Here is a 22,260-nt window from a genome sequence, read left to right on the forward strand (position 1 = left end):
CCGACGTGCCATGATGCGATTCAAATATGCCTAACGGATAAAGCACCGCCTCGCCCTGGGATCAAGGGCCGAGGCGCGCGGCAGGCGGAAAACCTTCGCAGCCGCGCGGATCGCCGTCTCAATCGAGCAGATCGAAGGCTCGATACATCCACAGGAGCTGATAGGCGACCGCGATAACGACGAAAGCGGCGTGAAAGCGCCGGTTCGGTGTCCATGCGGCGGCTATGCAGAAGAGGATATAGGCGGCGTTGCGGACGGGGTATTCGAGACCGTAGGAGGCAAAATACTGTTTGCCTTTCAGTGCGGTATCGACGAGGTCGACGGCGAAGGCAAGCGCGAGGAAGGCGAAGAACCAGGCCCGGCGCGACATGAAATAATGTTCGTAGTCGCTGTAGTCCTCGATCGTCGTCGGGAACAGCATCACGCAGAGAAAGAAGAAGACGCAGGAATAGAGGACGACGAACAGGTAGACGCTGACGTCGATCACGGCCAGAGAATGCAGGTGGAACTCCCACCACCAGAAATGCACCAGGAAGACGAACATGAACAGGACCCAGCCGAGGTGGATCCAATAGACACGCGTCTTGCCGGGATGCTGCACGAAGAGCGCCAGTCCGCTGAGGAGGCGCGCCAGGCTCAGGCTGACGATCATGCCCATGACGGTGCGAATATGCGGGAAGATTTCCGGATTGGTCGGAACCTGCTCCAAGGCGGCCGCTCCTATTCCTCCGGCGGTACCGGCTTGGGCTTGCCGTGTTGGTCGAGCGCGACCATGACGAAGATCGCGTCGGTCACCTTTTCCATCAGGTGCGAGAGATAGCGCTGCGCCCAGGCCTCGACCTTGAGCGTCATGGAGGTGCGGCCGACCTTCACGACGTCCGTATAGATGCAGAGCGTGTCGCCAATCTTGACCGGCAGGGCAAAGGCCATTTCCTTGACCGCCGCGGTCACCACGCGGCCGCGGGCGCGTTCCGCAGCGCGGATGCCGCAGGAAAGGTCCATCTGCGCCATCACCCAACCGCCAAAGATATCGCCGGCCGCATTGGCGTCGCCGGGCATGGCGAGCGTGCGCAAGGTCAGTTCGCCGGTCGGTTTGGTCTGTTCGGTCATGCCGCCTGTCTCCCTGTTGGAGGAAAGATGTAACCCGACCGCGCTTCCTGAGGGAAGACCGCCGCAACACAAATCCGGATGGAAAGCCACACGGCCCCTTTGGGCTTTCGAAAATGTTGCTTGAGACATGTCAAATTTAGGGGTCGGTTGTTAGGGGCTTTGCAAAGACCTCCCTCCATTCTGCAGGCTCTTGGACTGCCATCGGCGATGCCGGCGGCGCCAGGTTCTAAAGGGGCGGCGCGGGGAGCGCCGAAGGGGCAAGGGATTGGCAATGAAGAAATTCAGGATCTCGGCGCGTCTCTACGCGCTGGTGGCGTTTGCGCTTTTGACCATGGCAGCGGCGCTGACCTTTGGTCTGTTCCAGGCGCAGGACAAGCTCGTCAGCGAACGCAAGGCGATGCTTTCGGCAATGAACGAGAACGCGATCGCGGTGTTCGACGCCTATCACAAGCAGGAACAGGCCGGCTCGCTTTCGCGCGAGGAGGCGCAGAAGCGCGCGCTCGAGGCGATCAAGGCGATGCGCTACCAGGGCAGCGGCTACTTCTGGATCAACGACATGCATCCGACGATGGTGATGCATCCGATCAAGCCGGAGATGGACGGAGCGGATCTTACGGGCAACAAGGATGCCAACGGCAAGCATCTCTTTGTCGAGTTCGTGAAGACGGTGGAAAAGAGCGGCCAGGGTTTCGTCGACTACTATTGGCCGAAGCCGGGCGCCGACGAGCCGGTGCTGAAATACTCCCACGTGGCCGGCTTCAAGCCCTGGGGCTGGGTGGTCGGCACCGGCGTCTATTCCGACGATCTGGCGGCGATGTTCCGCGAGCGGGCGTGGCAGGCCGCCGGCATCCTCGCCGCCGCCGCTCTTGCCATTCTGATGGCGGCATTGGCGATCGTGCGCAGCGTCGTCAGGCCGGTCGAGAAGCTGAAGGCCTCGATGCGGGCGATTGCCGACGAGGACCTTTCGTCCGAGGTGCCGGAGACCGACCGCGGCGACGAGATCGGGCAGATGGCCAAGGTACTGGTGGTGCTGCGTGATTCCGTCCGCGAACGGCTGGAACTGCGCTCGCGCGAAGCCGAGCAGCAGGAACGGCTCGATTCCGAGCGCCGCGGCAACGAGCAGCGCCAGCGGGCGACGGCGGAAGCGCAGGCGGATGCGATAGAGACCGTCGGTGCCGCACTCGAGCTTCTCGCGAGCGGCGATCTGACCGCCGAGATCGGCCATATCGCGCCGGAATACGGCAAGCTGAGAGAGGACTTCAACACGGCGGTCGCAGCACTTCGGGATGTCATCGGTTCCATCTCGCACTCGACCGAGATCGTCACGGCCAGCGCCGGCGACATTTCGGAAGCGGCGAACAATCTCTCGCGCCGGACGGAGCAGCAGGCGGCCGCCCTCGAAGAGACCGCTGCAGCCCTGGACGAGATCACCTCGACGGTCCGCCACGCCTCCGAACGGGCGAACGAGGCGCGCGACATGGTCAACGAGACCAAGGCGAGTGCGGCAAAATCCGGCGGCATCGTGCGCAATGCCGTCGACGCCATGGGCCGCATCGAGACCTCGTCCGGCCGGATTGGCCAGATCATCGGGGTGATCGACGAGATCGCCTTCCAGACGAACCTGCTGGCGCTGAACGCCGGCGTCGAGGCGGCGCGCGCCGGAGAGGCGGGCCGCGGCTTTGCGGTCGTCGCGCAGGAGGTCCGGGAACTGGCGCAGCGCTCGGCGGGCGCCGCCAAGGAGATCAAGGATCTGATCGGCGCGTCGGTGCGTGAGGTCGGGGCCGGGGTCGAGCTGGTCCGCTCGACGGGTGAAGCGCTGGCGGAGATCGAAACCCTGGTCAACCGGGTCAACGAGCAGGTGGCCTCGATCGCGACCGCCGCACGCGAACAGGCGACCGGGCTGCAGGAAGTCAACGTCGCGGTCAACAGTATGGACCAGATGACCCAGCAGAACGCGGCGATGGTGGAGGAAACCACGGCGGCGAGCCAGACGCTGGCCGAGGAAAGTCGGGAGTTGAAGTCGCTGCTGGCGAAGTTCCGGCTGCGGTCCTCGACATCGCATTCTGCCTACGGCCGCGCCGCCTGAGCACGATAGCCGAGAAATTGAGCAAGACCCGCGTGGCCTGCCGCGCGGGTCTTGTCTTATGGCAAGGGCACCGGATTCCTCCCACCGCCGTACTCGGTCTTAAGCGAGCGTCCGCGCGAGCGGCCCTCTGGAACAAAGCGGTGCCAGTGCACCCAGCATGCGTCCGATTGCCGTGCAAAGCAGGATGCTCGGCCTTGACCTGACGATAGCCGCGGATAGATACGCGAAATGCGCGAGGTGTTTGACGGGGCGTCGCTCCGGTTGCCGACCGCTTCTTTAGAGGGGACATCCATGGCATTTCTCAAACTTCTTCTGACGCGCCCGGTCGCCGCGCTGATGCTGGCGCTCGGGTTTCTCTCCGCCTGTACCGTCGTCGTCGACGAGCCGCGCCCGGGTCCCCGGCCGATCCGTCCGCCGGTTTGCACGATGGAGTATGCGCCGGTTTGCGGTGAGCGCGGCAATCGCCTGCGCAGCTTCCCGAACGCCTGCCAGGCCCGCGCCGATGGCTTCAATGTCGTCCATCGCGGCGAGTGCCGCCCCGACAATCGTCCGCCGGCGCGGCCGCCGCAGGCCTGCACCATGGAGTACATGCCGGTCTGCGGCCAGCGCGGCCGCAACACGCGCACCTTCCCCAATGCCTGCCAAGCCCGTTCGGAGGGCTTCCAGGTGATCGGCCGCGGCGAATGCCGTCGCGGCGACGACCGCCCGTCGGAAGGGCAGTTCTGCACCCGCGAATTCGCCCCGGTCTGCGGCCAGCGCGGCGGTCGCATGGAAACCTTCCCGAATGCCTGCGAGGCCGGCGGTGCGGGTTTCCGGGTCGTGCATCGCGGCGAGTGCCGCTGACATCCAGCGGATCGATCGCTGAAAACGCGAAGCCCGCGTCTGACGAAGACGCGGGCTTCTTGTTGTCTGCAGTCCGCCAGGGCGGCAAGCCTCCCGCACCCTTGATCGCGGGTGTCGGCCTCAAGGCTTCGTTTACCGTATTTGAATAAAATGCCTCCGAAATCAGGTCTTTCGGCTGCTGTGCCCGGTTTGCGACACAGGCGGAAGGCAGCAATTCGAAGTGCTGTAGCGAGCTTTGCGTGCCGGTTGGCGCGCCGCTGCGGGGCGGCGGGGTGATGATGGCGGTCTTTCTTGATCGCCCTAGGGAAGGCGCAGTTCGGTATGGCGTATGTTACTCGTTTCCATCGCCCGCTGACGGCAATCGTTCTGTCGCTATCGCTCGTCGCCTGTTCGACCGACGACGCGCTTTCGCCGCCTGGCCGCATCGATGGCGGCTCCCGGGTCGGTTCGATCGGCCCGGTCCCGGTCGATGCGGTGCCGCAAGAAGAAGTCGCAGCCTATCCCGCCGCTTCGACCGGCAACGGCAATCCCGGCCATGTCGCGCCCGCGCGGGCGGCGCCTCAGCAAACGCGACGCGTGCTGCCGATGATCGATAGCGACGAAGCGGTTTCCTCCGGCGCCCAGCCGGCGAATGCGGGATCGACGGCCATTCCCGATGAAGGTGTCAACATGGATGCCATGCTCGGCGTCGAGCAGCCGGTCGTCGGCCTGGCGGAGGAGCAGAGCAACGAGATCGCCGAGGGTAATGCCAGCCAGCCGGTGGTCGGCGGTATCGGCGAAGACAACGTACGCCAGCTCGGCGGAGCGTCCGGAGCCGCGCCTCAGGCCGAAGCCAACCTCGGCTACGATCCAGACCTGCCGCCGCTCTCACCCGAGAAGATCGCCGCGGAAGAGGCGCAACGCGCAAGGGCGATGGAAGAGCAGCGCGCCATGCAGCGGGCCCAGGAGCCGCAGCAGGTCGCCTTCCTGCCGCGTGTACGCAATCCGATGTCGACGCCGGACTATACCGGCGAAATGCCGGCTTCGGAGATCGCCTGCCGCCAGCGCCTGAAGAAGCTCGGCGTCGTTTTCCGTGACATTCCGCGCATCAGCAACGGTCCGTCCTGCGGTATCGATTATCCGATCGAACTCAGCGGTCTCTCCGGCAATATCGGCGTCAAGCCGGCGGTCAAGCTCAATTGCGAGGTGACGGAAGCCTTCGCCAAGTGGGTGAAGTACGAACTCGCGCCATCGTCCCGCTATCGCTATTGGTCGGGCGTCAAGACCATCAAGCCGCTCGGCGGCTATTCCTGCCGCACGATGAATTCGCGCCGCGGCAACCCGATGTCCGAACACGCACGCGGCAACGCCATCGACGTCGGCAAGTTCGTCTTGAAGAACGGCAAGGAAATCGATGTCCGAAAGAAAGGCTTCTTCGCCTTCCGCGAACGCGGGCTCCTGAAGGCCGTGCGCTCTGATAGCTGCAAGTATTTCAACACCGTGCTCGGTCCGGGCAGCGATCCCTTCCACAAGGACCATTTCCACTTCGATCTCAGGACCCGCAAGACCGGTTATCGTCACTGCGACTGACGTCGGGCGCCAAGCGGCAAAAAAAAGAGGCCGGCGGGGAGGCCGGCCCAACGGCCGGAGCAAACGGGGGAGGCTCCGGCGTGCAAATCACGAGCGCAAATCAAAGGGCGATATCGCGCCGCGCGAGCAAATTGCTCGAAGAGCATCACCGTTTCGTGACAGGGGAACGGGATTGGCGACGATTCATTTGCAGATATTTCGCCGGATAACGGTCGAAGCCTGCGTTCGCGCCGGCGGCGAGCCGGCGTCGAAACACCAGTATCCGGTGTGCGGGCCGTCGACCCCGGGGCGTTATCGCATGTTCCTGTTTGAGGTCACTATACCACAAGTTTTATGGTTGCCCGATATCGTCCGGACGGTTGCCCCAAATATGGCGTTTTCCCCTCTGCCGTGATCGCGTTGTAACGATCTGAATTTTCTATATGATTTTAAAGTCAACGGACAGGTATCCGGTACTGGCGGCAGTAACGTGCTTTTGTTTCGTCTGGTTAATCAATAAGTAATACGATATTATACTGTTTGATATAACAATCATGGATAGTGGTCCGGCAAACCACAGCAAGCATTGGGGCTCCACTCACTCCTAGGGCAACGACAGGAGGAAGCAATGGGAACTGTTATGCAATTTCCGGGGGTGCGCACCGACATGGCTGCGCATGCCGCCGAAGTTTCGAAAATCTTGAGAACCCTCGCCAACCGAAATCGACTGTTGATCGTGAGCGCCTTGCTGGAGGGCGAGCACTCGGTGGCGGCGCTCGAAGAAAGCCTGAGCATTCGCCAGCCAACCCTCTCGCAGCAATTGACGGTGCTGCGCGATGCCGGCATTGTCTCGACGCGTCGGCAGGCCAAGCAGGTGTTCTATCGGCTGAGCCACGACAAGGTGGCGCGTCTGGTCGGCGCGCTCTATCAGATCTTCTGTCGGGATGGTTCTAGGACATGAATGAGTACGGGAATGCGCTGGCGGGTGGGCTGTTGATTGGGCTTTCCGCAGCGATCCTGATGGTGGCCACTGGCCGTGTGGCCGGGATCAGCGGTATCGCTGGACGCCTGCTGCAGGGCGTGCAGGCTTCCACCGGCGCATTGTTCGTGCTGGGGCTGATGGCAGGGCCGCTGTTCTTTCGTCTCGTCTTCGGCGCCTGGCCCGCGGTGACGGTCACGTCCTGCTGGCCGCTTCTGGTGGCCGGCGGGCTGTTGGTCGGCTTCGGGTCCCGCATGGGCTCCGGCTGCACCAGCGGCCACGGCGTCGTCGGCCTTGCAAGGCTGTCGCGACGCTCGATAGCTGCGGTTGCCACTTTCATGGCCGCGGCGATCGTCACGGTCTTCGTCATGGGATTGCTTGGATGAACGGCGTTTTCTTCCGCCTCGCGGCGACGCTCGTCTCCGGCCTCGTTTTCGGTTTCGGCCTTTCGCTGTCCGGCATGCTCGATCCCGCTCGCGTGCGGGCGTTTCTGGATATTGCCGGCAATTGGAACCCGAGCCTCGCCTTCGTGCTCGGCGGCGCCGTTTCGGTTTCCGCGCTCGGTGTCCTGCTGACGCGCCGGCTCAAGCGGCCCTTGTTCGACGAATCCTTCCATTTGCCGGACAATCAGGTCATTGACAGGCGACTGATTGTCGGCTCGGCAATCTTCGGCATCGGCTGGGGGCTGGTGGGGCTTTGCCCGGGCCCGGCGCTTGCCTCGCTGTCGCTCGGTCTGCCGGCGACGATGCTTTTCGTGGCGGCGATGGTTGCCGGGATGCTCATCCATGACCGGCTGGTGGCGCGCAGATCGTCTCGAATGGGCGGCGGCGCCGGGGCGGAGACCCGCCTGTCGCAGCCGCATTGACAAAGCGTCACCTTGTTTTTTCCATGGGGAAGGCTGCAAATCGCGATCAGTTGCCCCATATAGGCGAAACCTGCCGACTTCGCCCCCCGCATCCGGATAAGCTTTCATGGCGCCCATCGTTTCCGTTTCCAATCTATCGAAGACCTATGCCTCCGGGTTCCAGGCGCTGAAGGGCGTCAGCCTCGATATCGAGGAGGGCGAGATCCTGGCGCTGCTCGGGCCGAACGGTGCCGGAAAGACGACGCTGATCTCGATCATCTGCGGCATCGTCAATGCGAGCGGCGGAACGGTGACGGTCGGCGGCCATGACGTGGTGAGCGAGTTTCGCAAGACACGGGCGATGATCGGGCTCGTGCCCCAGGAATTGACCACCGACGCCTTCGAGACGGTGTGGAACACGGTCTCCTTCTCCCGCGGCCTGCACGGCAAGAAGCCGAACCCGGCCCATATCGAGAAGGTGCTGAAGGATCTGTCGCTGTGGGACAAGAAGGACAACATGCTGCGTGAGCTCTCCGGCGGCATGAAGCGGCGCGTGCTGATCGCCAAGGCGCTGTCGCACGAACCGCGCGTGCTCTTCCTCGACGAGCCGACAGCCGGCGTCGACGTCAACCTACGCAAGAGCATGTGGGATGTCGTCGAGCGGCTGCGCGCCTCCGGCGTCACCATCATCCTGACGACGCATTACATCGAAGAGGCGGAGGAAATCGCCGACCGCATCGGCGTCATCAACGGCGGCAAGATTCTGCTGGTCGAAGACAAGGTGGCGCTGATGTCGAAGCTCGGGCGCAAGCAGTTGCGGGTCGATCTCGCCAATCCGCTGGATGACGTTCCCGAAACGCTGTCGAGCTACAATCTGACACTCGAGGGCGACGGGCAGTGTCTGATCTACGATTACGACACGAGCGCCGAACGCACCGGCATCACGGCGCTGCTGGCGGCCTTGGCCGAGGCCGGTATCCGGCTCAAGGACATTTCCACGCGGCAGAGCTCGCTGGAGGACATCTTCGTCGAAATCGTGAGGGCAGGGCGATGAACATCGAAGCGATCAAGTCGATCTATTTCTTCGAGATGGCGCGGACCCGGCGCACCCTGCTGCAGAGCGTGGTGTCGCCGGTCATCTCCACATCGCTCTATTTCATCGTCTTCGGCGCGGCGATCGGCGGGCGTATCCAGCAGATCGACGGCGTCTCCTATGGCGCCTTCATCACACCCGGGCTGATGATGCTGACGCTGTTGACGCAGTGCATCGGCAACGGTTCCTTCGGCATCTATTTCCCGAAATTCACCGGCACGATCTACGAAGTTCTGTCCTCGCCGGTCTCTATGGCCGAGATCGTGCTCGGCTATGTCGGCGCGGCAGCGACCAAGGGGATCATGATCGGGACGATCATCCTGCTGACGGCCTCGCTGTTCGTCGACCTGACGATCGCCCATCCGTTCGTGATGATTTTCTTCTTCGTGCTGACGGCGATTTCCTTCAGCCTGTTCGGTTTCATCATCGGCATCTGGGCCAAGGACTTCGAGCAGCTGAACCTGATCCCGATGCTGGTGATCCCGCCGCTCGTCTTCCTTGGCGGCAGCTTCTATTCGGTCAAGATGCTGCCGCCCTTCTGGCAGGCGGTCAGTCACTTCAACCCGGTGCTCTATTTGATCAGCGGCTTCCGCTGGAGCTTCTTCGAGGTATCCGACGTCAACCCGATCTTCAGCGCCGCGATCATCCTCGTCTTCCTGACAGCCTGCATGTCGATCCTCGCCTGGATCTTCCGCACCGGCTACCGGCTGAGAAACTGACGGCCATCCGCCTGTCAGAGGGCCGGCACCGGCACGGCTCCACTCGCATAGGCGATGATGACGCTGGCAAGGGTCATCGCAAGCAGCGCCTGAAGGATCGTCACGACGACCTGGAGAAGCGACCGCATCGCGGAAAGCCCGAGGTCGGCCATGAACCAGCGCGTCTCGGCGACGATATACCAGACGATCGAGGCTGCCACGAAGACGGCGCCGACGGGCGTGAAGGCGTTGTGCCCGGCCATCAGCAACTGGCCGCCGAGGCTGATCGCGAAAGCGAAGGGCGCGGTGACGTAGCACTGGCTGAAGAAGGGCGGGCGCAGCGTGTCGCGCGTCAGCTTGGCGCCCTTGTAGCGCAAGAGCTTTACCGCCATCAGCAAGGGCAAAATGCTGAAGGCGACGGCCCGAAACATCAGCAGGTTGGAGTCGGAGGCAAGCAGCGACGTCGCTGTCCAGGGAGCAGCCTGCCTGACGAGGCCGAGCTCCATTCCGTGCGCCAAGAGCAATGTGATCAGCAGAAAGAGCGGCGGGCTCAGCGCGTCCGAATATTGTTCCGGCAGGTCGTCGCCGAGCTCGACGTCGGCGTAGCGCATCATGGCCTGCGGGTGGCGGAGCGTGCGCCACATGGTCAGCGGATAGAAAAGCAGCCAGCAGACGAGCTCGTAGAGAAGCTCTTCGATCGACTTCAGCAGTCGCATGAAATCCATGAGGCGCCCCTCGCATCAGTGGTTTCGTCTCTGGCCCGACGGGGAGACGCGTCAGGCGCTTTGAACAGTTCGCCGGAGCGAGCCGTGGGTTCTGCACCAGGGACGCTCTAGTCGCGCAGGCGCAGCTCGTCGGCGCGCATCTGCAGCATATCGAGCGTCGACAGGAAGCTCATGCCGAGCAGGCTCTGGTCGAGCCGCCCCTTGGCGGCAACCGTTGCGCCGATGTTGCGGCGGCTGATCGGGCCGACGGAGATTTCCTCGAGCATGACGGGGGCGGCCTGCGCCCGGCCATTGGCCGTCATGACGGTGACGATGTAGCTGAGATTTTCCGGATCGAGACCGATGCGCTCGGCGTCCTCATAGGTCAGAGCGATGCTGCTGGCGCCGGTATCGACCAGCATGTTGATGTCCTTGCCGTTGACGGTCACGCCGGTCTCGAAATGGCCGTTCAGCATCCTGTGCAGCACCACCTCCTGCCGGCCCTCGCTGTCGGTGACCACGGTCGCACGGCCGGGAACGAGGCCGGCGAGCAGGCGATTGCCGAATGCCTGCAGTTCGAAGCGATAGACATAGGCCGAGACGAGGGCGAGCGTGATGAAGAGCCAGATAGCGATCAGGCGCAGCCCTTCGCCGAAACGGCGGCGGCTTTGCAGAATGCCGGCGCCGATCAGCGTGGCGATGGCGCCCAGCGACACCAGTTGCCCGAAATCGTCATTGGCAAGGCCCATGGTGCGGCCGGCGTCATGGTTGACGATCAGCAGAATGAGGCCGATGGCCAGGATCGAGAGCAGGATGGCGAGACGGGTCATGCTTGGCCGCGTTCCCTCGCCATGCGGCTGCGGCGCGTTTCGCGCCGGGGCTTGCGTTCGACCGTCTCGAGCCGGTCGGGCAATGTGGTCATGATCGCCCGGCGTTCGGCATCGGTGTAGAGCGTCCAGCGGCCGATTTCATCCCGCGTTCGGCCGCAGCCGAAACAGTAGCCGGTCTTGTCATCGATCGAACAGACGAGAATGCAGGGAGATTCCATGGCCTTGCTCTATTTTTCCCTGAATATATCGATGTTTCAGACCGTCAGCGCAAGGGTTCCGAGCACTGCGATTTCGGTGAGTTGCTGCGTGGCGCCGATGGTGTCGCCCGTATGTCCGCCGATCTTGCGCGTCGCGACCCGGCCGAAACCTTTGACGGCGACGAGGAAGGCGACGATCGTAGCGACCACGCCAAGGGCCGGGGCCTTGGCGAAATAGAAGAGCAGCATGGCCGCAAGCAGGCCGAAGCCGAGGGCGAAGCGCGCGGCGGCCGGGTCCGGTGTCCCGGCGGAAGCCGCAACGCCGCCGTTGCGGGCGGGGGGCAGGCTTGACCAATGCCAGACCATGGCCGCCCGGCTGAGCGCGGCGGCGCCAAGGATCGCCATGCCGGCGCCGAGCGGCGTGAAGAGCGGCAGGATGGAGGCCAGCGCCGATACGCGCAAACCAAAGGAGAGAATGAGCGCGACGGCGCCATAGGTGCCGACCCGGCTGTCCTTCATGATCTCGAGCGCCGCGTCGCGGTCGCGGCCGCCGCCAAAGCCATCGGCCGTATCGCCGAGCCCATCCTCATGCAGCGCACCGGTCAGCAGCGTCTGGAGAGCGATGACGACGAAGGCGGCAAAAAGCGAACTGACCTGCAGCGCGTTCATCGCGCTGGCCGCGGCAGCGGAGGGTAGGACGATTACGATGCCGGCAAGGGGAAAGGCGCGCACGGCCCGGCTCAGCCGTCCATCATATCCGACGAAATGGCGTCCCGGCATGGGAATGCGGCTCAGGAAGCCGACCGAGCGCGCCACGTCGTCATAGAAATCGCCCACAAAGCCCATGGCCCCTCCAAAGATCTGCCCCCAGCCGCATCGCAGATGTCCCGGCGGCCCGCAAGTGAGGGCATGACGAGCGCGCAGGATCGCGGTGCGTCGAATCGTCCATCCCGGGATGGATCATGCTCCGGCGACGCGGTTTGGCGCAAATGCCGTTGCCCGAAATTTCGACGCCCTCTATGAGGAGCGTAGATTCACGATATGCAAGGATACCCAGCATGAGTGCCAGCGGCCTGCCGTTTGATGATTTCCGCGAATTGTTGCGTAACCTGCCGGGGCCGGATTCGGCAGCGCTGGTTGCCGCACGGGAACGGGACGCACAGCTGACGAAACCGCCGGGCGCGCTCGGACGTCTCGAAGAAATCGCCTTCTGGCTCGCCGCCTGGACCGGCAAGGCGCCGGCGGTCAACCGACCCCTGGTGGCGATCTTTGCCGGAAACCATGGCGTCACCCGTCAGGGCGTGACGCCGTTCCCGTCGTCCGTCACTGCGCAGATGGTCGAAAACTTCGCCGCCGGCGGCGCGGCGATCAACCAGATCTGCGTCAGCCACGACCTCGGCCTCAAGGTCTTCGACCTGGCGCTCGAATATCCGACTGGCGACATCACCGAGGAGGCAGCGCTCTCCGAACGGGATTGCGCTGCAACCATGGCATTCGGCATGGAGGCGATCGCCGGCGGCACGGATCTGCTCTGCATCGGCGAAATGGGCATCGGCAACACCACGATCGCAGCCGCGATCAATCTCGGCCTCTATGGCGGCACGGCCGAGGAATGGGTCGGTCCGGGTACCGGTTCCGAAGGCGAGGTGCTGAAGCGCAAGATCGCGGCCGTCGAGAAGGCGGTGGCGCTGCATCGCGATCACCTTTCCGATCCGCTGGAGCTGATGCGCCGCCTCGGCGGCCGTGAGATCGCGGCGATGGCGGGTGCCATCCTCGCCGCCCGCGTGCAGAAGGTGCCCGTCATCATCGACGGCTATGTGGCGACTGCGGCTGCGGCGATCCTGAAGGCGGCCAATCCGTCGGCCCTCGACCACTGCCTCATCGGCCATGTCTCGGGCGAGCCGGGCCATATCCGCGCGATCGAGAAGCTCGGCAAGACGCCGCTGCTGGCGCTCGGCATGCGGCTCGGCGAGGGCACGGGCGCTGCCCTTGCCGCCGGCATCGTCAAGGCGGCCGCCGCCTGCCACAGCGGCATGGCGACCTTCGCGCAGGCTGGCGTCAGCAACAAGGAATGATCAAGATACGGCCGGCTTTCGCAGCAAAGCCGGCCGATTGCTGTCCAAAGCCTGTCGCAGGCGCCACTCCCGCTCATGGCGGGCCTTGATGGACACGTGCTTCTCGCCTATCCAAAGCGCACATGCAGCCCTAACTATCGTCTGACAGCGCCGCGCGTCTCGTCAGACGCCCAAAGGTCGCTGCAGCACTTTGAAGTGTTGCATGTTTTGTCCTTAGATCGCGTAGGATCCAAGGATACATGCAGCAGGCCGCTGCAACCGGGAACGCCTTGCATTCGCCGCATTCGCGATGTCGAAGCAAGCGCAGTTTCGAGCCCTGTCGAGAAGAAATGGACGCCAAGAACACCACGCACCGCATCGGCCAGACGAGTCCTGTCGAGAAGCAGACGGGCATTCGCCATCTCTTCGCCGCCGCCAGCTATTCGCTGGGCGGCGCGAAACGGCTGATCAGCGAAGCTGCCTTCCGTCATGAATTGATCGCCTTCGGCATTGCCATGGTTGCCTTCGTCATCGTCGGCGCGACCTTCTTCCAATTCGTGGCGATGGCGATCCTGTTTCTCCTGATGATGGCCTTCGAGGCCATCAACACGGCGATCGAGGAGATCGTCGACCGCGTATCGCCGGAAATCTCGGAAATGGGCAAGAACGCCAAGGACCTCGGGTCCTTCGCCTGCCTCTGCCTGATCATCGCCAACGCCGTCTATGCCGGTTACGTCGTGATCTTCGACGGCTTCATGAACTGAGGCGACACATCTTTGTGCGTGCGTTTGAACGCACGGCACTCTACCCGATCTTGATGACGGTATCGGAGATAAACGTCATCGGCGGTATCGCCAGGTTCTCCGGGGCTGGCCCCTTACGAACGCGGCCGGCCGTGTCGTAGTGCGAGCCGTGGCAAGGGCAGAACCAGCCGCCGTAGTCGCCGGCCTGACCGAGCGGGATGCAGCCGAGATGGGTGCAGACGCCGACCATCACGAGCCAGTTCTCTCGGCCTTCTCCGGCCGAGCGCGCAAGATCGGTGGCCGGTTGGTCCTTGGGAAGATTGGCGTTACGCGCCACCGGGTCCTTGAGTTCGTCCATCGCGACCGCTTTCGCCGCCTCGATCTCCTTGGGCGTTCTGTTGCGGATGAAGATCGGGCGGCTGCGCCACCTGAGCGTCATCGACGCTCCCTCCTCGAGCGAGGCTACGTCGACCTCTATCGAGGCCATCGCCAGCGTCGAGGCGTCAGGGTTCATCTGGTTCAGGAACGGCCACGAAGCGCCAGCCACTCCGACGGCGCCCGCAATACCGGTTGAAAGATAGAGGAATTCACGCCTCGTCGGCTCCCTGGTTTCGTCAGTGAATATGTTCATGCCACAGCGCTCCTTCCGTCACGCCACGCGGTCGAGCGACATGGCCCCGGCGAGGGCAGAAGGGACGTCCGACCTTCGGCTATCGTGGTTGCAATGCAAGCGTGGCGATACCGACTTTCATCCTGCAATTTTATCCTTAATTCGCTCCGGAATTAAGGCTTTGGATGACCACCCGCTGCTCGAAGACGGCGGCATGAGTTGCTTCAGCGGATATGTGTATCAGGCAAAGCTCTTGCGGCGACGGACCGGGGCTGCCACGTCCTCGACCGGCGGCAGGCTTTCGAGCACACGGCGGGCCGGCAGGATGGCGATCGCCTCCGTGCCTTCCCGGAGCTTGGAGCGCAGGATGAATTCGCCATTGTGCTTGGCGAGGATGGCCTGGACGATCGGCAGGCCGAGGCCGGTGCCCTGTTCGGCACTCTTGATCGCGATCGAGCCCTGGCCGAAGGCCGACAGAACGATCGGGATTTCCTCTTCGGGAATGCCCGGACCGTTGTCCTTGATCGAGAGATATTGTCCGCCGCCGGCAGTCCAGCCGCACTTGAAGGTGATTTCGCCGCCCGCATTGGTGAACTTCACCGCATTCGACAGCAGATTGAGGATGACCTGCCGCATCGACTTCTCGTCGACCCAGACCGAGGGCATGCCGGCTTCGAACTGCGAGTGGATGGTGATGTTCTTGGCGCGCGCCCTCAGTTGCACCATGCCGACGCAGTCCTCGGCAATCTCGACAAGGCTGACTGCGTCCTCGTTCAGGTCGTAGCGGCCGGCCTCGATGCGCGACAGGTCGAGGATCTCGTTTATCAGGTTCAGCAGGTGCTCGCCGGAACGATGGATATCGTTGGTGTATTCCTTGTAGGTCGGGTTGCTGAGTGGACCCAGGACTTCCGTCGACATGACCTCGGAGAAGCCCAAGATGGCGTTCAGGGGCGTGCGCAACTCGTGCGACATGGATGCCAGGAAGCGCGACTTGGCGAGATTGGCTTCCTCCGCCCGGCGCCGCGCTTCATCCGACATCGATTTTGCCACTTCGAGCTCGGCGATCAGGTCGTCCTTTTCCGATTGAACCGAGAGAATGTGGACATTGGCGCGGTTCATGCGGTCGGTCATGACCACGAGGAAAAGCAGAGACAACGAAATGATGCCGCTGAGGCCGATATAGATCTGGTTGCCCGTCGTCAGCGAGACGAAGGCCAATGCGGCGATGACAGGTGTGAACGTGCACAGCAGGGCATTACGCAGCAGGAATGTGCCCATGGCGGTGACGGCAAGCGCAAAGAGTAGTGCAGTGCCGACGAAAAAGCCGAGGCGGACATCGCCGCACGTGGCGCAATCCTGAGCAACGAGGGCCGCCCAGCAGAGACCCATCAACAGCTGGGCGAGCAGCAGGCGTCGGCGCCAGACCGGAACCTTTTCCGCGCTGATGTCTTTCTTGCGCGCCTTCCTCGCCAGCATGAGCGTCACCGCATGCGCCGAGAGGGTCATGACGGCCCAGAGGACGATGGTGAGATTGCCGGAGAGATAGACCCCGACGACGGCAATCAGGGTGACGAGCACCGGGACGGCAATGGCGCTGTGCAGGGCCGAACCGATGTAGAGATTGAGCATCTCGCGCTCGAAGCCCGAAGGCACGGACGAGCCCGTTTGCAGCCGTTCACGCGTCGCGCGGACCGTCCTCGAAACGGCCTTGTTTCGATGGTTTCGCGACTTGTCGACAATGATCTTATCTGTCGAGGTGCTGGCGGCGATACTCATGCTCTTATGCGAAGGTTATGGTTTCCTTGCAGTCTAGTGAGCAATCCTTAAGAAGTTGCTGCCGGGTGTGAAGGATTCGACAACCATTGTGGCGCCGGGGTGGCTTCCGGTCGAAAGCGAGAGCCGGCGCATGAGATTTCGCCTACAAGCTCCTGGAATCATGTGTATTTATGGCGTTCCGGGTCTGCCGGGCACGCGCGTAACGATAGAGGTGCAGGAAACGTGAAATCGGGCCGGACGAGATACCGCTTCACCGGCGGGAGAGGCAGAGGCCCTGTGGACCGATCGCGACCGGCCGGGCGCAGCGGCATGCTCGTCGGGTGGATCTTTCTTCTGTTGCTTTCGGTCGGCGCCTATTTCGCCGACAAACTGCCCGTCGCGGAGCGCGCGGCGACCGGCGAGGCGCGTGGCCTCGCCACCGCAAGCGATGGCGACAGCCTTCGCCTCGATGGCAAGCGCATCCGCATCGAGGGGATCGACGCGCCGGAACTGGACCAGAGCTGCGAGCGCGACGGCGGGACCTGGGATTGCGGCCGCGAGGCGCGTGATCGCCTGAGAACGCTGATTTCGGCGGGCGATGTGCGCTGCCGCTTTCACGGACGCGACCGCTATGGCCGCGACCTCGGCACCTGTGAGGCAGGCGGGCGTGATGTCGGCCGGGAGATGGTGCTCTCCGGCTATGCGGTCAGCTACGGGCGCTACCAGGCGGAAGAGGCACGGGCGGAGAAGGAGCGGCGCGGCCTTTGGGGAGGCGAATTCACGACGCCGCAGGAATGGCGCCGGACGAACGGCCATCCGGACGAAGGCCCGCCTCTGGTCGACGGTTGGCTGGAGACGATCAGGCGCTGGCTGCTGGAGCGGCTGACCGCATTGTTTGCGAGTATTGGCGATGTCTGAGAACGATCTCCCGGACCTGGAGCGGCTGCGGGCTGCGATTGCCGCCTGTCGCATCTGTCGCGACAGCCCGATGCGCGGCGATGACGACCGTCTGCCGCATGAGCCGCGACCGGTGGCGGTGATCTCGACGACCGCGCGCATCCTGATCGCGGGGCAGGCGCCCGGGCTTCGCGTGCATGACAGCGGGCTGCCCTTCAACGATGCGTCCGGCGATCGGCTCCGGCAATGGCTGGGGGTGGACCGCGAGACCTTCTACGATCCGGGGAAATTTGCGATCGTGCCGATGGGCTTCTGCTTTCCGGGTTATGACGCCCACGGCAGCGACCTGCCGCCGCGCCGGGAATGCGCGCCGCTGTGGCGGCAACGGGTGATGGATCTGATGCCGCAGGTCGAGCTGGTTCTGGCGATCGGCCACTATGCGCAGCGCTGGCATATCGGGCCCGATTGCCCGAAATCGATGACCGAGACGGTGAAGGATTGGCGCCGCTACGCGCTGCGCAATAGGGATCCCGCCATCCTGCCGCTGCCGCATCCGAGCTGGCGCAATACCGGCTGGCTGAAGCGTAATCCCTGGTTCGAGGCCGATGTCCTGCCATTCCTGCGGGAGCGGGTGGGTATGCTCTCGGCCTGAAACAATTTTCTTTATCTTCACTAATTTCGCGCTATAGAAGGAAAAATAATTCGAGAGGGAGTTTCATGGACCGCCTAGACCGCAAAATCCTGCGCCTGCTGCAGGAGGATTCCACGCTGGCCGTTGCCGACCTTGCCAAGAAGGTGGGACTTTCGACCACGCCGTGCTGGCGGCGCATCCAGAAGATGGAAGAGGACGGTGTCATCCGTCGTCGCGTCGCCCTTCTCGATCCGGTGAAGATCAACACCAAGGTCACGGTGTTCGTGTCGATCCGCACGAACTCGCACTCGATGGAATGGCTACGCCGCTTCTCCGAGGTGGTGTCGGAGTTTCCCGAGGTGGTCGAATTCTACCGCATGAGCGGCGACGTCGACTATCTTCTGCGAGTCGTCGTGCCGGATATCGCTGCCTATGACGCGTTCTACAAGCGCATGATCGCCAAGATCGAGATCCGCGACGTCTCTTCCGCCTTCGCCATGGAGCAGATCAAGTACACGACCGAGCTTCCGCTCGACTACATGGTAATCGACCAGGCGAAATCCTCCGAGGACTGAGGCAGCCGCGCTAACCGGCGCGGCTTTCACCGAGGCCGAGGCGCGCAAGCACTTTGTCGCTCCTAAGTTCGCGAACCGCGTCCTTGCCCGTCCAGCGGGCGGCGCGGTTCGTGCTTGCGGCCAGGCGTTCCGCCAGCGCCAGTGCCGGCCCGTGGCAGGCGGCATTGCGCTTGCCGATCTGCCTGAGCGCCCAGTTGACTGCCTTCTTGACGAAATTCCGCTCGTCGGTTGCGTGCTCTTCGATCAGCGGCAGCCAGTTGAGGAGCGTCGCGTCCGGTTCCTTCTTCAGGTGGACTGCAGCGGTCGCAACCATCGCAAAGGCGATGCGGCGGACGAACTCGCGTTCGTCGGCCGCGAATTCCGGGACCAGTTCGCGCTCGAAGCGGGCGGCGACGAAAAGGTCGGCGACGGTGTCGACGACTTCCCAGGAATTGCAATCGTCCGCCCAGCGGCGAGCCTCTTCCAGCGTCAGCACTTTCGGCTCGGCCGTGAAGGCGGCCAAGATGCGCGCCTCGCGGATGCCGGATTGCCAGAGTTCCAGCGCGCGGCGGTGATCGGCTTTCACCTGGCGCGTCAGCTTGTGCAGCTCGACATTGGAGAGGCCGAGGGCGGCATCGGTGACGATGCCGAAGCGCGCCATGCCGGCGAGATTGCCTTCAGACCCGAGAGACCGCAGGTGAGCGATGATCTCGTCTGCGGTCGAGGACGGGCCGAGGCTCATTTTTCGAGGCGGGCGAGCAGGGAGGATGTATCCCAGCGATTGCCGCCCATGGCCTGAACGTCGCCGTAGAACTGGTCGACGAGGGCGGTCACGGGCAGCTTGGCGCCGTTGCGGCGGGCTTCCGCGAGCACGATGTCGAGGTCCTTGCGCATCCAGTCGACGGCGAAACCGAAGTCATACTTGCCGGCGTTCATCGTCTTGTGGCGGTTCTCCATCTGCCAGGAGCCGGCCGCGCCCTTGGAGATGACATCAACGACCTTCTCGATATCGAGGCCGGCCTTCTTGCCGAAGTGAATGCCCTCAGCAAGCCCCTGGACGAGACCTGCAATGCAGATCTGGTTGATCATCTTGGTGATCTGTCCAGCGCCGGCCGGGCCCATCAGGCCGACCATGCGGGCAAAGGCTTCGATGATGGGCTTGGCACGATCGAAGACCGGCTCGTCGCCGCCGCACATCACCGTCAGCACGCCGTTTTCGGCGCCGGCCTGGCCGCCGGAAACCGGGGCATCGATGAAGTGGGCGTTGCGCGCCTTCGCCGCTTCGTAGAGTTCGCGGGCGACCTCGGCGGAAGCGGTTGTGTTGTCGATGAAGACGGCGTCGGCGCCGAGCGTTTCAAAAGCGCCGTCCTTGCCCGTCGTTACCGAGCGCAGGTCGTCGTCGTTGCCGACGCAGGAAAATACGAACTCTGCGCCATAGGCGGCTTCCGCTGGCGTGCGCACCGCGCGGCCGCCGAACTCGGCGGCCCATTTCTCGGCCTTGGCGAAGGTACGGTTGTAGACCGTCAGCTCGTGTCCGCCGCGGACCTTGAGGTGGCCGGCCATGGGATAACCCATGACGCCGAGACCGATGAATGCGACCTTTGCCATTTTTCAAATACTCCCATTGCTTTCGCATTGGTGTAGCCGATGGCGCGGATGGGGAAAAGAGCGAAGGGCGGCATCATTCGATGCCCGCCTGCAGCGCCGCGCGTCTTTCAAGACGCGCAAGGGACGCTGTAACGCTTTAAATCTGCTGCATAATTTCATCCTCGAATCGATTTCGATCTAAGGAATTATGCAAGTGGCATGAGATCATTCAGGGCTTGAAGCGGGCGATCACCAGATGGCCGGCGATCGGTTCGCCTTCTTCCATGCGCACGGTGATGTCGCCGACCTCGACGATCTCGAAGCCGGTGGCAGCGAGACGGTCGCGCAGGTAACTTTCGGCATGGGCGAAGCGCTGGTGCGGGCCGACCATGAAATCGCGGCCGGCGAAGGTTTCGGCGGGCAGCGTCTCGCTGGAGAAGATCAGCAGGCCGCCCGGCACGAGATTGTCGACGGCGCCGAAGAACAGCGCTTCGAGCGCGCCCATATAGGGAAGCACGTCGGTCGCGACGATCAGGTCGAAGGGCTCGTCGTCGTTGTCGTCGAGATAATCGACCGCTTCGGCGACGTAGAGCGTCTCGTAGAGATCCTTCTCATGCGCGATCTCGACCATGTTTTCCGAGAGGTCGACGCCGGTGATATCGTCGGCCATGTCGCGAAGCGCGCCGCCGGTGAGGCCTGTACCGCAGCCGAGATCGAGCACGCGATCGAACGGACCGAGCTCGAGCGCCTGCAGCCGCTGGCGAACAAGCAAGGGTACGCAATAGCCGAGCTGGTCGACGAGCACGTTGTCGAAGACCTCGGCATGCTGGTCGAAGAGGGTGGCGACATAGGCGTCAGGCGCCTTCACCGGCGTTTCGCCGCGCCCCATCGAAGCCAGCCGCACGGCCGCGCCGCCGTGGTCTTCCGGGTCGAGTGCCAGCACTTCGGCATAGGCGTCGGCAGCGGCATCGAAGTTGCCGGATTTTTCCAGGGAGAGGGCGCGGTTATAGGCTTCCGCCAGCGCTTCCTCGTCGATTTTCGTGCTCTTCTGGGTCATCGCCGCTTCTTACGTCCACGAAGGGGCTTTGGCAATCGCCGTCGGTGATCGTTTGCCGCGGCGGATGAATTGCTATCCACACGAGAGACAGGATTTCATTGGCCTTTTGAACGAAAAACGGCGCCGCGCGACGCCGTCGGGATTTATCGGCGGACGGAAAGGAGTCATCATCGCAAGCATAAGAAAAGACGGGAGGAATACCGATGTCCGCCGAGCTCGGTCCGCTGATCATCAGTGCGGAGGTCAAGGAGCCGAAGGGCCCGCCGCTGCCGCAGTCGTCGCAGGAGCAGATCAACGCGGTCGTGCATTATTACCGCGGCGAATTGGGCCGCATGGCTGGCTGGCGCGACCGCATCGACCGGACCTCGAACTGGGCGATCACCGTCGTCGCCGCGCTGCTCTCCGTCTCCCTGTCGACCCCGTCGTCGCACCATAGCGTGCTGCTTTTCGCGATGCTGCTGATCACGCTGCTGCTGCTCATCGAAGCGCGGCGCTATCGCTTCTTCGATGTCTACCGCGCGCGGGTCAGGCAATTGGAGCGGGGGTATTTTGCGCAGATCCTCGCACCGGACGGAACGCCGAACCTCAACTGGGCGGTGGCGATCGCCAAAAGCCTGCGCAAGCCGGCCTTCCTGATGAGTTACCGTGAGGCTTTCTGCCGGCGGCTGCAGCGCAATTACTGCTGGATGTATCTGATCCTGTTGCTTGCCTGGACCCTGAAGATTTCCTCGCCGAAGATCTCGACCAATGGCGAACCCTTCGGTCACGTGCGCTCCTGGACCGATGTCGCCCAGAATGCGGCGCTGGGTCCCGTATCCGGCTGGCCGGTAATCGTTGGCGTTCTGCTGTTCTATGCGCTGGTGCTCTACGGCTCGTTGCACAGGGAGCCGACCGAAGGTGAATTGGCGCATGGGGAGGTGCATGTTTGAGGGCGTCGCCTGGAAGGTTCCGGACGCCTGCGCCATCGCGGTAGTCCAGGCATGCCGATCGCAATGCGGGTAGCCTGACCGGCTACTTAGGCTCGTCAGTTTCGATCGGCGGTTCAGTGCAGGATGAACTCGCCCTTCAGCGCCCGCCATTCCGTCGCCGAGATCAGCTTGCGGTGCACATAGCGCACCGAATGCAGCGGCCCATCCAGCTTTTCCTGCCAGAATTTAAGGAAGCTGCGCATCTCCGGAAAGTCGGGCGCGATGTCGTAGTGCTGCCAGACATAGGTCTGGAGGAAGGTCGGATGATCCGGCATGTGATAGAGGATCTGGGCCGTCGTCAGGCCGTAGCCCTTAAGCTGAAGTTCCATCTCGTTTGTCATGAGGACCTCACTTCTCGCAAAGCTGGTCCCTATGATGAAACGCCTGATTTCTTAATCAAGGGCTAATGTTTGCCCCGAAATGAAACTTTCGTAAGAAATAACAAAAGCTTGGCAGCACCTCACGGAGAGTG

The 22,260-nt window shown here is 63.2% G+C and carries 26 protein-coding genes; 14 read left to right on the plus strand and 12 right to left on the minus strand.

Features of this window, described 5'->3' with window-relative positions; genetic code table 11:
• Positions 1 to 118: 118 nt before the first annotated feature.
• Positions 119 to 709: a hypothetical protein gene (locus tag AC0C6X_RS11695; protein ID WP_173516736.1), complete on the minus strand. Its 591-nt coding sequence runs from the start codon at positions 707 to 709 to the stop codon at positions 119 to 121.
• An 11-nt stretch (positions 710 to 720) separates the two neighbouring features.
• Complete coding sequence (locus tag AC0C6X_RS11700; RefSeq protein ID WP_173516735.1) at positions 721 to 1,110, minus strand: acyl-CoA thioesterase; 390 nt, start codon at positions 1,108 to 1,110, stop codon at positions 721 to 723.
• 271 nt (positions 1,111 to 1,381) lie between these two features.
• Between AC0C6X_RS11700 and AC0C6X_RS11705 the strand changes: the two genes are divergently transcribed.
• The 8 genes from AC0C6X_RS11705 to AC0C6X_RS11740 all read left to right on the plus strand — a co-directional run bounded on the left by AC0C6X_RS11705 (position 1,382) and on the right by AC0C6X_RS11740 (position 9,222).
• Positions 1,382 to 3,196, plus strand: a complete 1,815-nt coding sequence (locus AC0C6X_RS11705; protein ID WP_472953219.1) for a methyl-accepting chemotaxis protein — start codon at positions 1,382 to 1,384, stop codon at positions 3,194 to 3,196.
• Positions 3,197 to 3,487: 291 nt separating this feature from the next.
• Positions 3,488 to 4,039 carry a Kazal-type serine protease inhibitor family protein gene (locus AC0C6X_RS11710; protein WP_472953221.1) on the plus strand — a complete coding sequence of 184 codons (552 nt, stop codon included), beginning with the start codon at positions 3,488 to 3,490 and terminating at the stop codon, positions 4,037 to 4,039.
• A gap of 321 nt (positions 4,040 to 4,360) precedes the next feature.
• Complete coding sequence (locus AC0C6X_RS11715; protein ID WP_472953224.1) at positions 4,361 to 5,608, plus strand: extensin-like domain-containing protein; 1,248 nt, start codon at positions 4,361 to 4,363, stop codon at positions 5,606 to 5,608.
• 607 nt (positions 5,609 to 6,215) lie between these two features.
• On the plus strand, positions 6,216 to 6,548 hold the full coding sequence (locus AC0C6X_RS11720; RefSeq protein WP_173516731.1) for an ArsR/SmtB family transcription factor: 333 nt from the start codon (positions 6,216 to 6,218) through the stop codon (positions 6,546 to 6,548).
• A complete protein-coding gene (locus AC0C6X_RS11725; RefSeq protein ID WP_472953226.1) occupies positions 6,545 to 6,952 on the plus strand; it encodes a YeeE/YedE family protein in 408 nt (135 codons plus the stop codon). Before AC0C6X_RS11720 ends, AC0C6X_RS11725 begins: the two co-directional genes overlap by 4 nt.
• On the plus strand, positions 6,949 to 7,431 hold the full coding sequence (locus tag AC0C6X_RS11730; protein WP_472953229.1) for a DUF6691 family protein: 483 nt from the start codon (positions 6,949 to 6,951) through the stop codon (positions 7,429 to 7,431). The genes AC0C6X_RS11725 and AC0C6X_RS11730 overlap by 4 nt, the downstream gene beginning before the upstream one ends.
• 106 nt (positions 7,432 to 7,537) lie before the next feature.
• On the plus strand, positions 7,538 to 8,464 hold the full coding sequence (locus AC0C6X_RS11735; RefSeq protein WP_173516728.1) for an ABC transporter ATP-binding protein: 927 nt from the start codon (positions 7,538 to 7,540) through the stop codon (positions 8,462 to 8,464).
• Positions 8,461 to 9,222, plus strand: a complete 762-nt coding sequence (locus AC0C6X_RS11740; RefSeq protein ID WP_173516727.1) for an ABC transporter permease — start codon at positions 8,461 to 8,463, stop codon at positions 9,220 to 9,222. The genes AC0C6X_RS11735 and AC0C6X_RS11740 overlap by 4 nt, the downstream gene beginning before the upstream one ends.
• A 14-nt stretch (positions 9,223 to 9,236) precedes the next feature.
• Here AC0C6X_RS11740 and AC0C6X_RS11745 read toward each other — a convergent pair whose 3' ends face one another.
• The 4 genes from AC0C6X_RS11745 to AC0C6X_RS11760 all read right to left on the minus strand — a co-directional run bounded on the left by AC0C6X_RS11745 (position 9,237) and on the right by AC0C6X_RS11760 (position 11,778).
• Positions 9,237 to 9,926 carry a permease gene (locus AC0C6X_RS11745; RefSeq protein ID WP_247960889.1) on the minus strand — a complete coding sequence of 230 codons (690 nt, stop codon included), beginning with the start codon at positions 9,924 to 9,926 and terminating at the stop codon, positions 9,237 to 9,239.
• A 107-nt stretch (positions 9,927 to 10,033) separates the two neighbouring features.
• A complete protein-coding gene (locus AC0C6X_RS11750) occupies positions 10,034 to 10,735 on the minus strand; it encodes a retropepsin-like aspartic protease family protein (RefSeq protein ID WP_472953232.1) in 702 nt (233 codons plus the stop codon).
• The gene (locus AC0C6X_RS11755; RefSeq protein ID WP_173516725.1) at positions 10,732 to 10,953 is read right to left on the minus strand and encodes a DUF1289 domain-containing protein; all 222 of its coding nucleotides are present in this window, start codon (positions 10,951 to 10,953) and stop codon (positions 10,732 to 10,734) included. Before AC0C6X_RS11755 ends, AC0C6X_RS11750 begins: the two co-directional genes overlap by 4 nt.
• 36 nt (positions 10,954 to 10,989) lie before the next feature.
• A complete protein-coding gene (locus AC0C6X_RS11760) occupies positions 10,990 to 11,778 on the minus strand; it encodes an adenosylcobinamide-GDP ribazoletransferase (RefSeq protein WP_472953234.1) in 789 nt (262 codons plus the stop codon).
• A gap of 212 nt (positions 11,779 to 11,990) precedes the next feature.
• On the opposite strand from AC0C6X_RS11760, the gene cobT reads away from it, so the two are divergent.
• Positions 11,991 to 13,007 carry a nicotinate-nucleotide--dimethylbenzimidazole phosphoribosyltransferase gene (gene cobT / locus AC0C6X_RS11765; protein WP_173516723.1) on the plus strand — a complete coding sequence of 339 codons (1,017 nt, stop codon included), beginning with the start codon at positions 11,991 to 11,993 and terminating at the stop codon, positions 13,005 to 13,007.
• A 329-nt stretch (positions 13,008 to 13,336) separates the two neighbouring features.
• Positions 13,337 to 13,750: a diacylglycerol kinase gene (locus AC0C6X_RS11770; RefSeq protein WP_173516722.1), complete on the plus strand. Its 414-nt coding sequence runs from the start codon at positions 13,337 to 13,339 to the stop codon at positions 13,748 to 13,750.
• Positions 13,751 to 13,790: 40 nt separating this feature from the next.
• Here AC0C6X_RS11770 and petA read toward each other — a convergent pair whose 3' ends face one another.
• A complete protein-coding gene (petA, locus tag AC0C6X_RS11775; RefSeq protein ID WP_173516720.1) occupies positions 13,791 to 14,360 on the minus strand; it encodes a ubiquinol-cytochrome c reductase iron-sulfur subunit in 570 nt (189 codons plus the stop codon).
• 219 nt (positions 14,361 to 14,579) lie between these two features.
• Positions 14,580 to 16,115: a sensor histidine kinase gene (locus AC0C6X_RS11780; protein WP_472953237.1), complete on the minus strand. Its 1,536-nt coding sequence runs from the start codon at positions 16,113 to 16,115 to the stop codon at positions 14,580 to 14,582.
• A gap of 309 nt (positions 16,116 to 16,424) precedes the next feature.
• Between AC0C6X_RS11780 and AC0C6X_RS11785 the strand changes: the two genes are divergently transcribed.
• From AC0C6X_RS11785 to AC0C6X_RS11795, 3 genes are all read left to right on the plus strand, one after another.
• A complete protein-coding gene (locus AC0C6X_RS11785; RefSeq protein ID WP_173516718.1) occupies positions 16,425 to 17,012 on the plus strand; it encodes a thermonuclease family protein in 588 nt (195 codons plus the stop codon).
• A complete protein-coding gene (locus AC0C6X_RS11790; RefSeq protein ID WP_472953239.1) occupies positions 17,005 to 17,643 on the plus strand; it encodes a uracil-DNA glycosylase family protein in 639 nt (212 codons plus the stop codon). The genes AC0C6X_RS11785 and AC0C6X_RS11790 overlap by 8 nt, the downstream gene beginning before the upstream one ends.
• Positions 17,644 to 17,708: 65 nt before the next feature.
• On the plus strand, positions 17,709 to 18,197 hold the full coding sequence (locus tag AC0C6X_RS11795; RefSeq protein ID WP_173516716.1) for an Lrp/AsnC family transcriptional regulator: 489 nt from the start codon (positions 17,709 to 17,711) through the stop codon (positions 18,195 to 18,197).
• 10 nt (positions 18,198 to 18,207) lie between these two features.
• Here the strand turns inward: AC0C6X_RS11795 and AC0C6X_RS11800 are convergent, their stop codons facing one another.
• The 3 genes from AC0C6X_RS11800 to AC0C6X_RS11810 form a co-directional block, all read right to left on the minus strand.
• Positions 18,208 to 18,918: a DNA alkylation repair protein gene (locus AC0C6X_RS11800; protein WP_472953241.1), complete on the minus strand. Its 711-nt coding sequence runs from the start codon at positions 18,916 to 18,918 to the stop codon at positions 18,208 to 18,210.
• Positions 18,915 to 19,784, minus strand: coding sequence for an NAD(P)-dependent oxidoreductase (locus tag AC0C6X_RS11805; protein ID WP_472953243.1), 870 nt, complete (start codon positions 19,782 to 19,784; stop codon positions 18,915 to 18,917). The genes AC0C6X_RS11800 and AC0C6X_RS11805 overlap by 4 nt, the downstream gene beginning before the upstream one ends.
• Before the next feature lie 208 nt (positions 19,785 to 19,992).
• The gene (locus tag AC0C6X_RS11810; protein WP_173516713.1) at positions 19,993 to 20,820 is read right to left on the minus strand and encodes a class I SAM-dependent DNA methyltransferase; all 828 of its coding nucleotides are present in this window, start codon (positions 20,818 to 20,820) and stop codon (positions 19,993 to 19,995) included.
• A gap of 203 nt (positions 20,821 to 21,023) precedes the next feature.
• Between AC0C6X_RS11810 and AC0C6X_RS11815 the strand changes: the two genes are divergently transcribed.
• Positions 21,024 to 21,749 (plus strand): DUF2270 domain-containing protein, encoded by a 726-nt coding sequence (locus tag AC0C6X_RS11815; RefSeq protein WP_173516712.1) that lies wholly within the window; start codon positions 21,024 to 21,026, stop codon positions 21,747 to 21,749.
• Between the two features lie 113 nt (positions 21,750 to 21,862).
• Here the strand turns inward: AC0C6X_RS11815 and AC0C6X_RS11820 are convergent, their stop codons facing one another.
• Positions 21,863 to 22,129 (minus strand): usg protein, encoded by a 267-nt coding sequence (locus tag AC0C6X_RS11820; protein ID WP_173516711.1) that lies wholly within the window; start codon positions 22,127 to 22,129, stop codon positions 21,863 to 21,865.
• Positions 22,130 to 22,260 lie beyond the last annotated feature (131 nt).

This window comes from Ensifer sp. VA4 (genome assembly GCF_055710065.1).

What these genes read in the sequence shown, in the direction of transcription:
- AC0C6X_RS11700 (WP_173516735.1), bottom strand. Translation starts at nt 1,110, where the DNA reads ATGACCGAACAGACCAAACCGACCGGCGAACTGACCTTGCGCACGCTC.
- AC0C6X_RS11705 (WP_472953219.1), top strand. Translation starts at nt 1,382, where the DNA reads ATGAAGAAATTCAGGATCTCGGCGCGTCTCTACGCGCTGGTGGCGTTT.
- AC0C6X_RS11710 (WP_472953221.1), top strand. Translation starts at nt 3,488, where the DNA reads ATGGCATTTCTCAAACTTCTTCTGACGCGCCCGGTCGCCGCGCTGATG.
- AC0C6X_RS11715 (WP_472953224.1), top strand. Translation starts at nt 4,361, where the DNA reads ATGGCGTATGTTACTCGTTTCCATCGCCCGCTGACGGCAATCGTTCTG.
- AC0C6X_RS11720 (WP_173516731.1), top strand. Translation starts at nt 6,216, where the DNA reads ATGGGAACTGTTATGCAATTTCCGGGGGTGCGCACCGACATGGCTGCG.
- AC0C6X_RS11725 (WP_472953226.1), top strand. Translation starts at nt 6,545, where the DNA reads ATGAATGAGTACGGGAATGCGCTGGCGGGTGGGCTGTTGATTGGGCTT.
- AC0C6X_RS11730 (WP_472953229.1), top strand. Translation starts at nt 6,949, where the DNA reads ATGAACGGCGTTTTCTTCCGCCTCGCGGCGACGCTCGTCTCCGGCCTC.
- AC0C6X_RS11735 (WP_173516728.1), top strand. Translation starts at nt 7,538, where the DNA reads ATGGCGCCCATCGTTTCCGTTTCCAATCTATCGAAGACCTATGCCTCC.
- AC0C6X_RS11740 (WP_173516727.1), top strand. Translation starts at nt 8,461, where the DNA reads ATGAACATCGAAGCGATCAAGTCGATCTATTTCTTCGAGATGGCGCGG.
- AC0C6X_RS11745 (WP_247960889.1), bottom strand. Translation starts at nt 9,926, where the DNA reads ATGGATTTCATGCGACTGCTGAAGTCGATCGAAGAGCTTCTCTACGAG.
- AC0C6X_RS11750 (WP_472953232.1), bottom strand. Translation starts at nt 10,735, where the DNA reads ATGACCCGTCTCGCCATCCTGCTCTCGATCCTGGCCATCGGCCTCATT.
- AC0C6X_RS11755 (WP_173516725.1), bottom strand. Translation starts at nt 10,953, where the DNA reads ATGGAATCTCCCTGCATTCTCGTCTGTTCGATCGATGACAAGACCGGC.
- AC0C6X_RS11760 (WP_472953234.1), bottom strand. Translation starts at nt 11,778, where the DNA reads ATGGGCTTTGTGGGCGATTTCTATGACGACGTGGCGCGCTCGGTCGGC.
- cobT (WP_173516723.1), top strand. Translation starts at nt 11,991, where the DNA reads ATGAGTGCCAGCGGCCTGCCGTTTGATGATTTCCGCGAATTGTTGCGT.
- AC0C6X_RS11770 (WP_173516722.1), top strand. Translation starts at nt 13,337, where the DNA reads ATGGACGCCAAGAACACCACGCACCGCATCGGCCAGACGAGTCCTGTC.
- petA (WP_173516720.1), bottom strand. Translation starts at nt 14,360, where the DNA reads ATGAACATATTCACTGACGAAACCAGGGAGCCGACGAGGCGTGAATTC.
- AC0C6X_RS11780 (WP_472953237.1), bottom strand. Translation starts at nt 16,115, where the DNA reads ATGAGTATCGCCGCCAGCACCTCGACAGATAAGATCATTGTCGACAAG.
- AC0C6X_RS11785 (WP_173516718.1), top strand. Translation starts at nt 16,425, where the DNA reads ATGCTCGTCGGGTGGATCTTTCTTCTGTTGCTTTCGGTCGGCGCCTAT.
- AC0C6X_RS11790 (WP_472953239.1), top strand. Translation starts at nt 17,005, where the DNA reads ATGTCTGAGAACGATCTCCCGGACCTGGAGCGGCTGCGGGCTGCGATT.
- AC0C6X_RS11795 (WP_173516716.1), top strand. Translation starts at nt 17,709, where the DNA reads ATGGACCGCCTAGACCGCAAAATCCTGCGCCTGCTGCAGGAGGATTCC.
- AC0C6X_RS11800 (WP_472953241.1), bottom strand. Translation starts at nt 18,918, where the DNA reads ATGAGCCTCGGCCCGTCCTCGACCGCAGACGAGATCATCGCTCACCTG.
- AC0C6X_RS11805 (WP_472953243.1), bottom strand. Translation starts at nt 19,784, where the DNA reads ATGGCAAAGGTCGCATTCATCGGTCTCGGCGTCATGGGTTATCCCATG.
- AC0C6X_RS11810 (WP_173516713.1), bottom strand. Translation starts at nt 20,820, where the DNA reads ATGACCCAGAAGAGCACGAAAATCGACGAGGAAGCGCTGGCGGAAGCC.
- AC0C6X_RS11815 (WP_173516712.1), top strand. Translation starts at nt 21,024, where the DNA reads ATGTCCGCCGAGCTCGGTCCGCTGATCATCAGTGCGGAGGTCAAGGAG.
- AC0C6X_RS11820 (WP_173516711.1), bottom strand. Translation starts at nt 22,129, where the DNA reads ATGACAAACGAGATGGAACTTCAGCTTAAGGGCTACGGCCTGACGACG.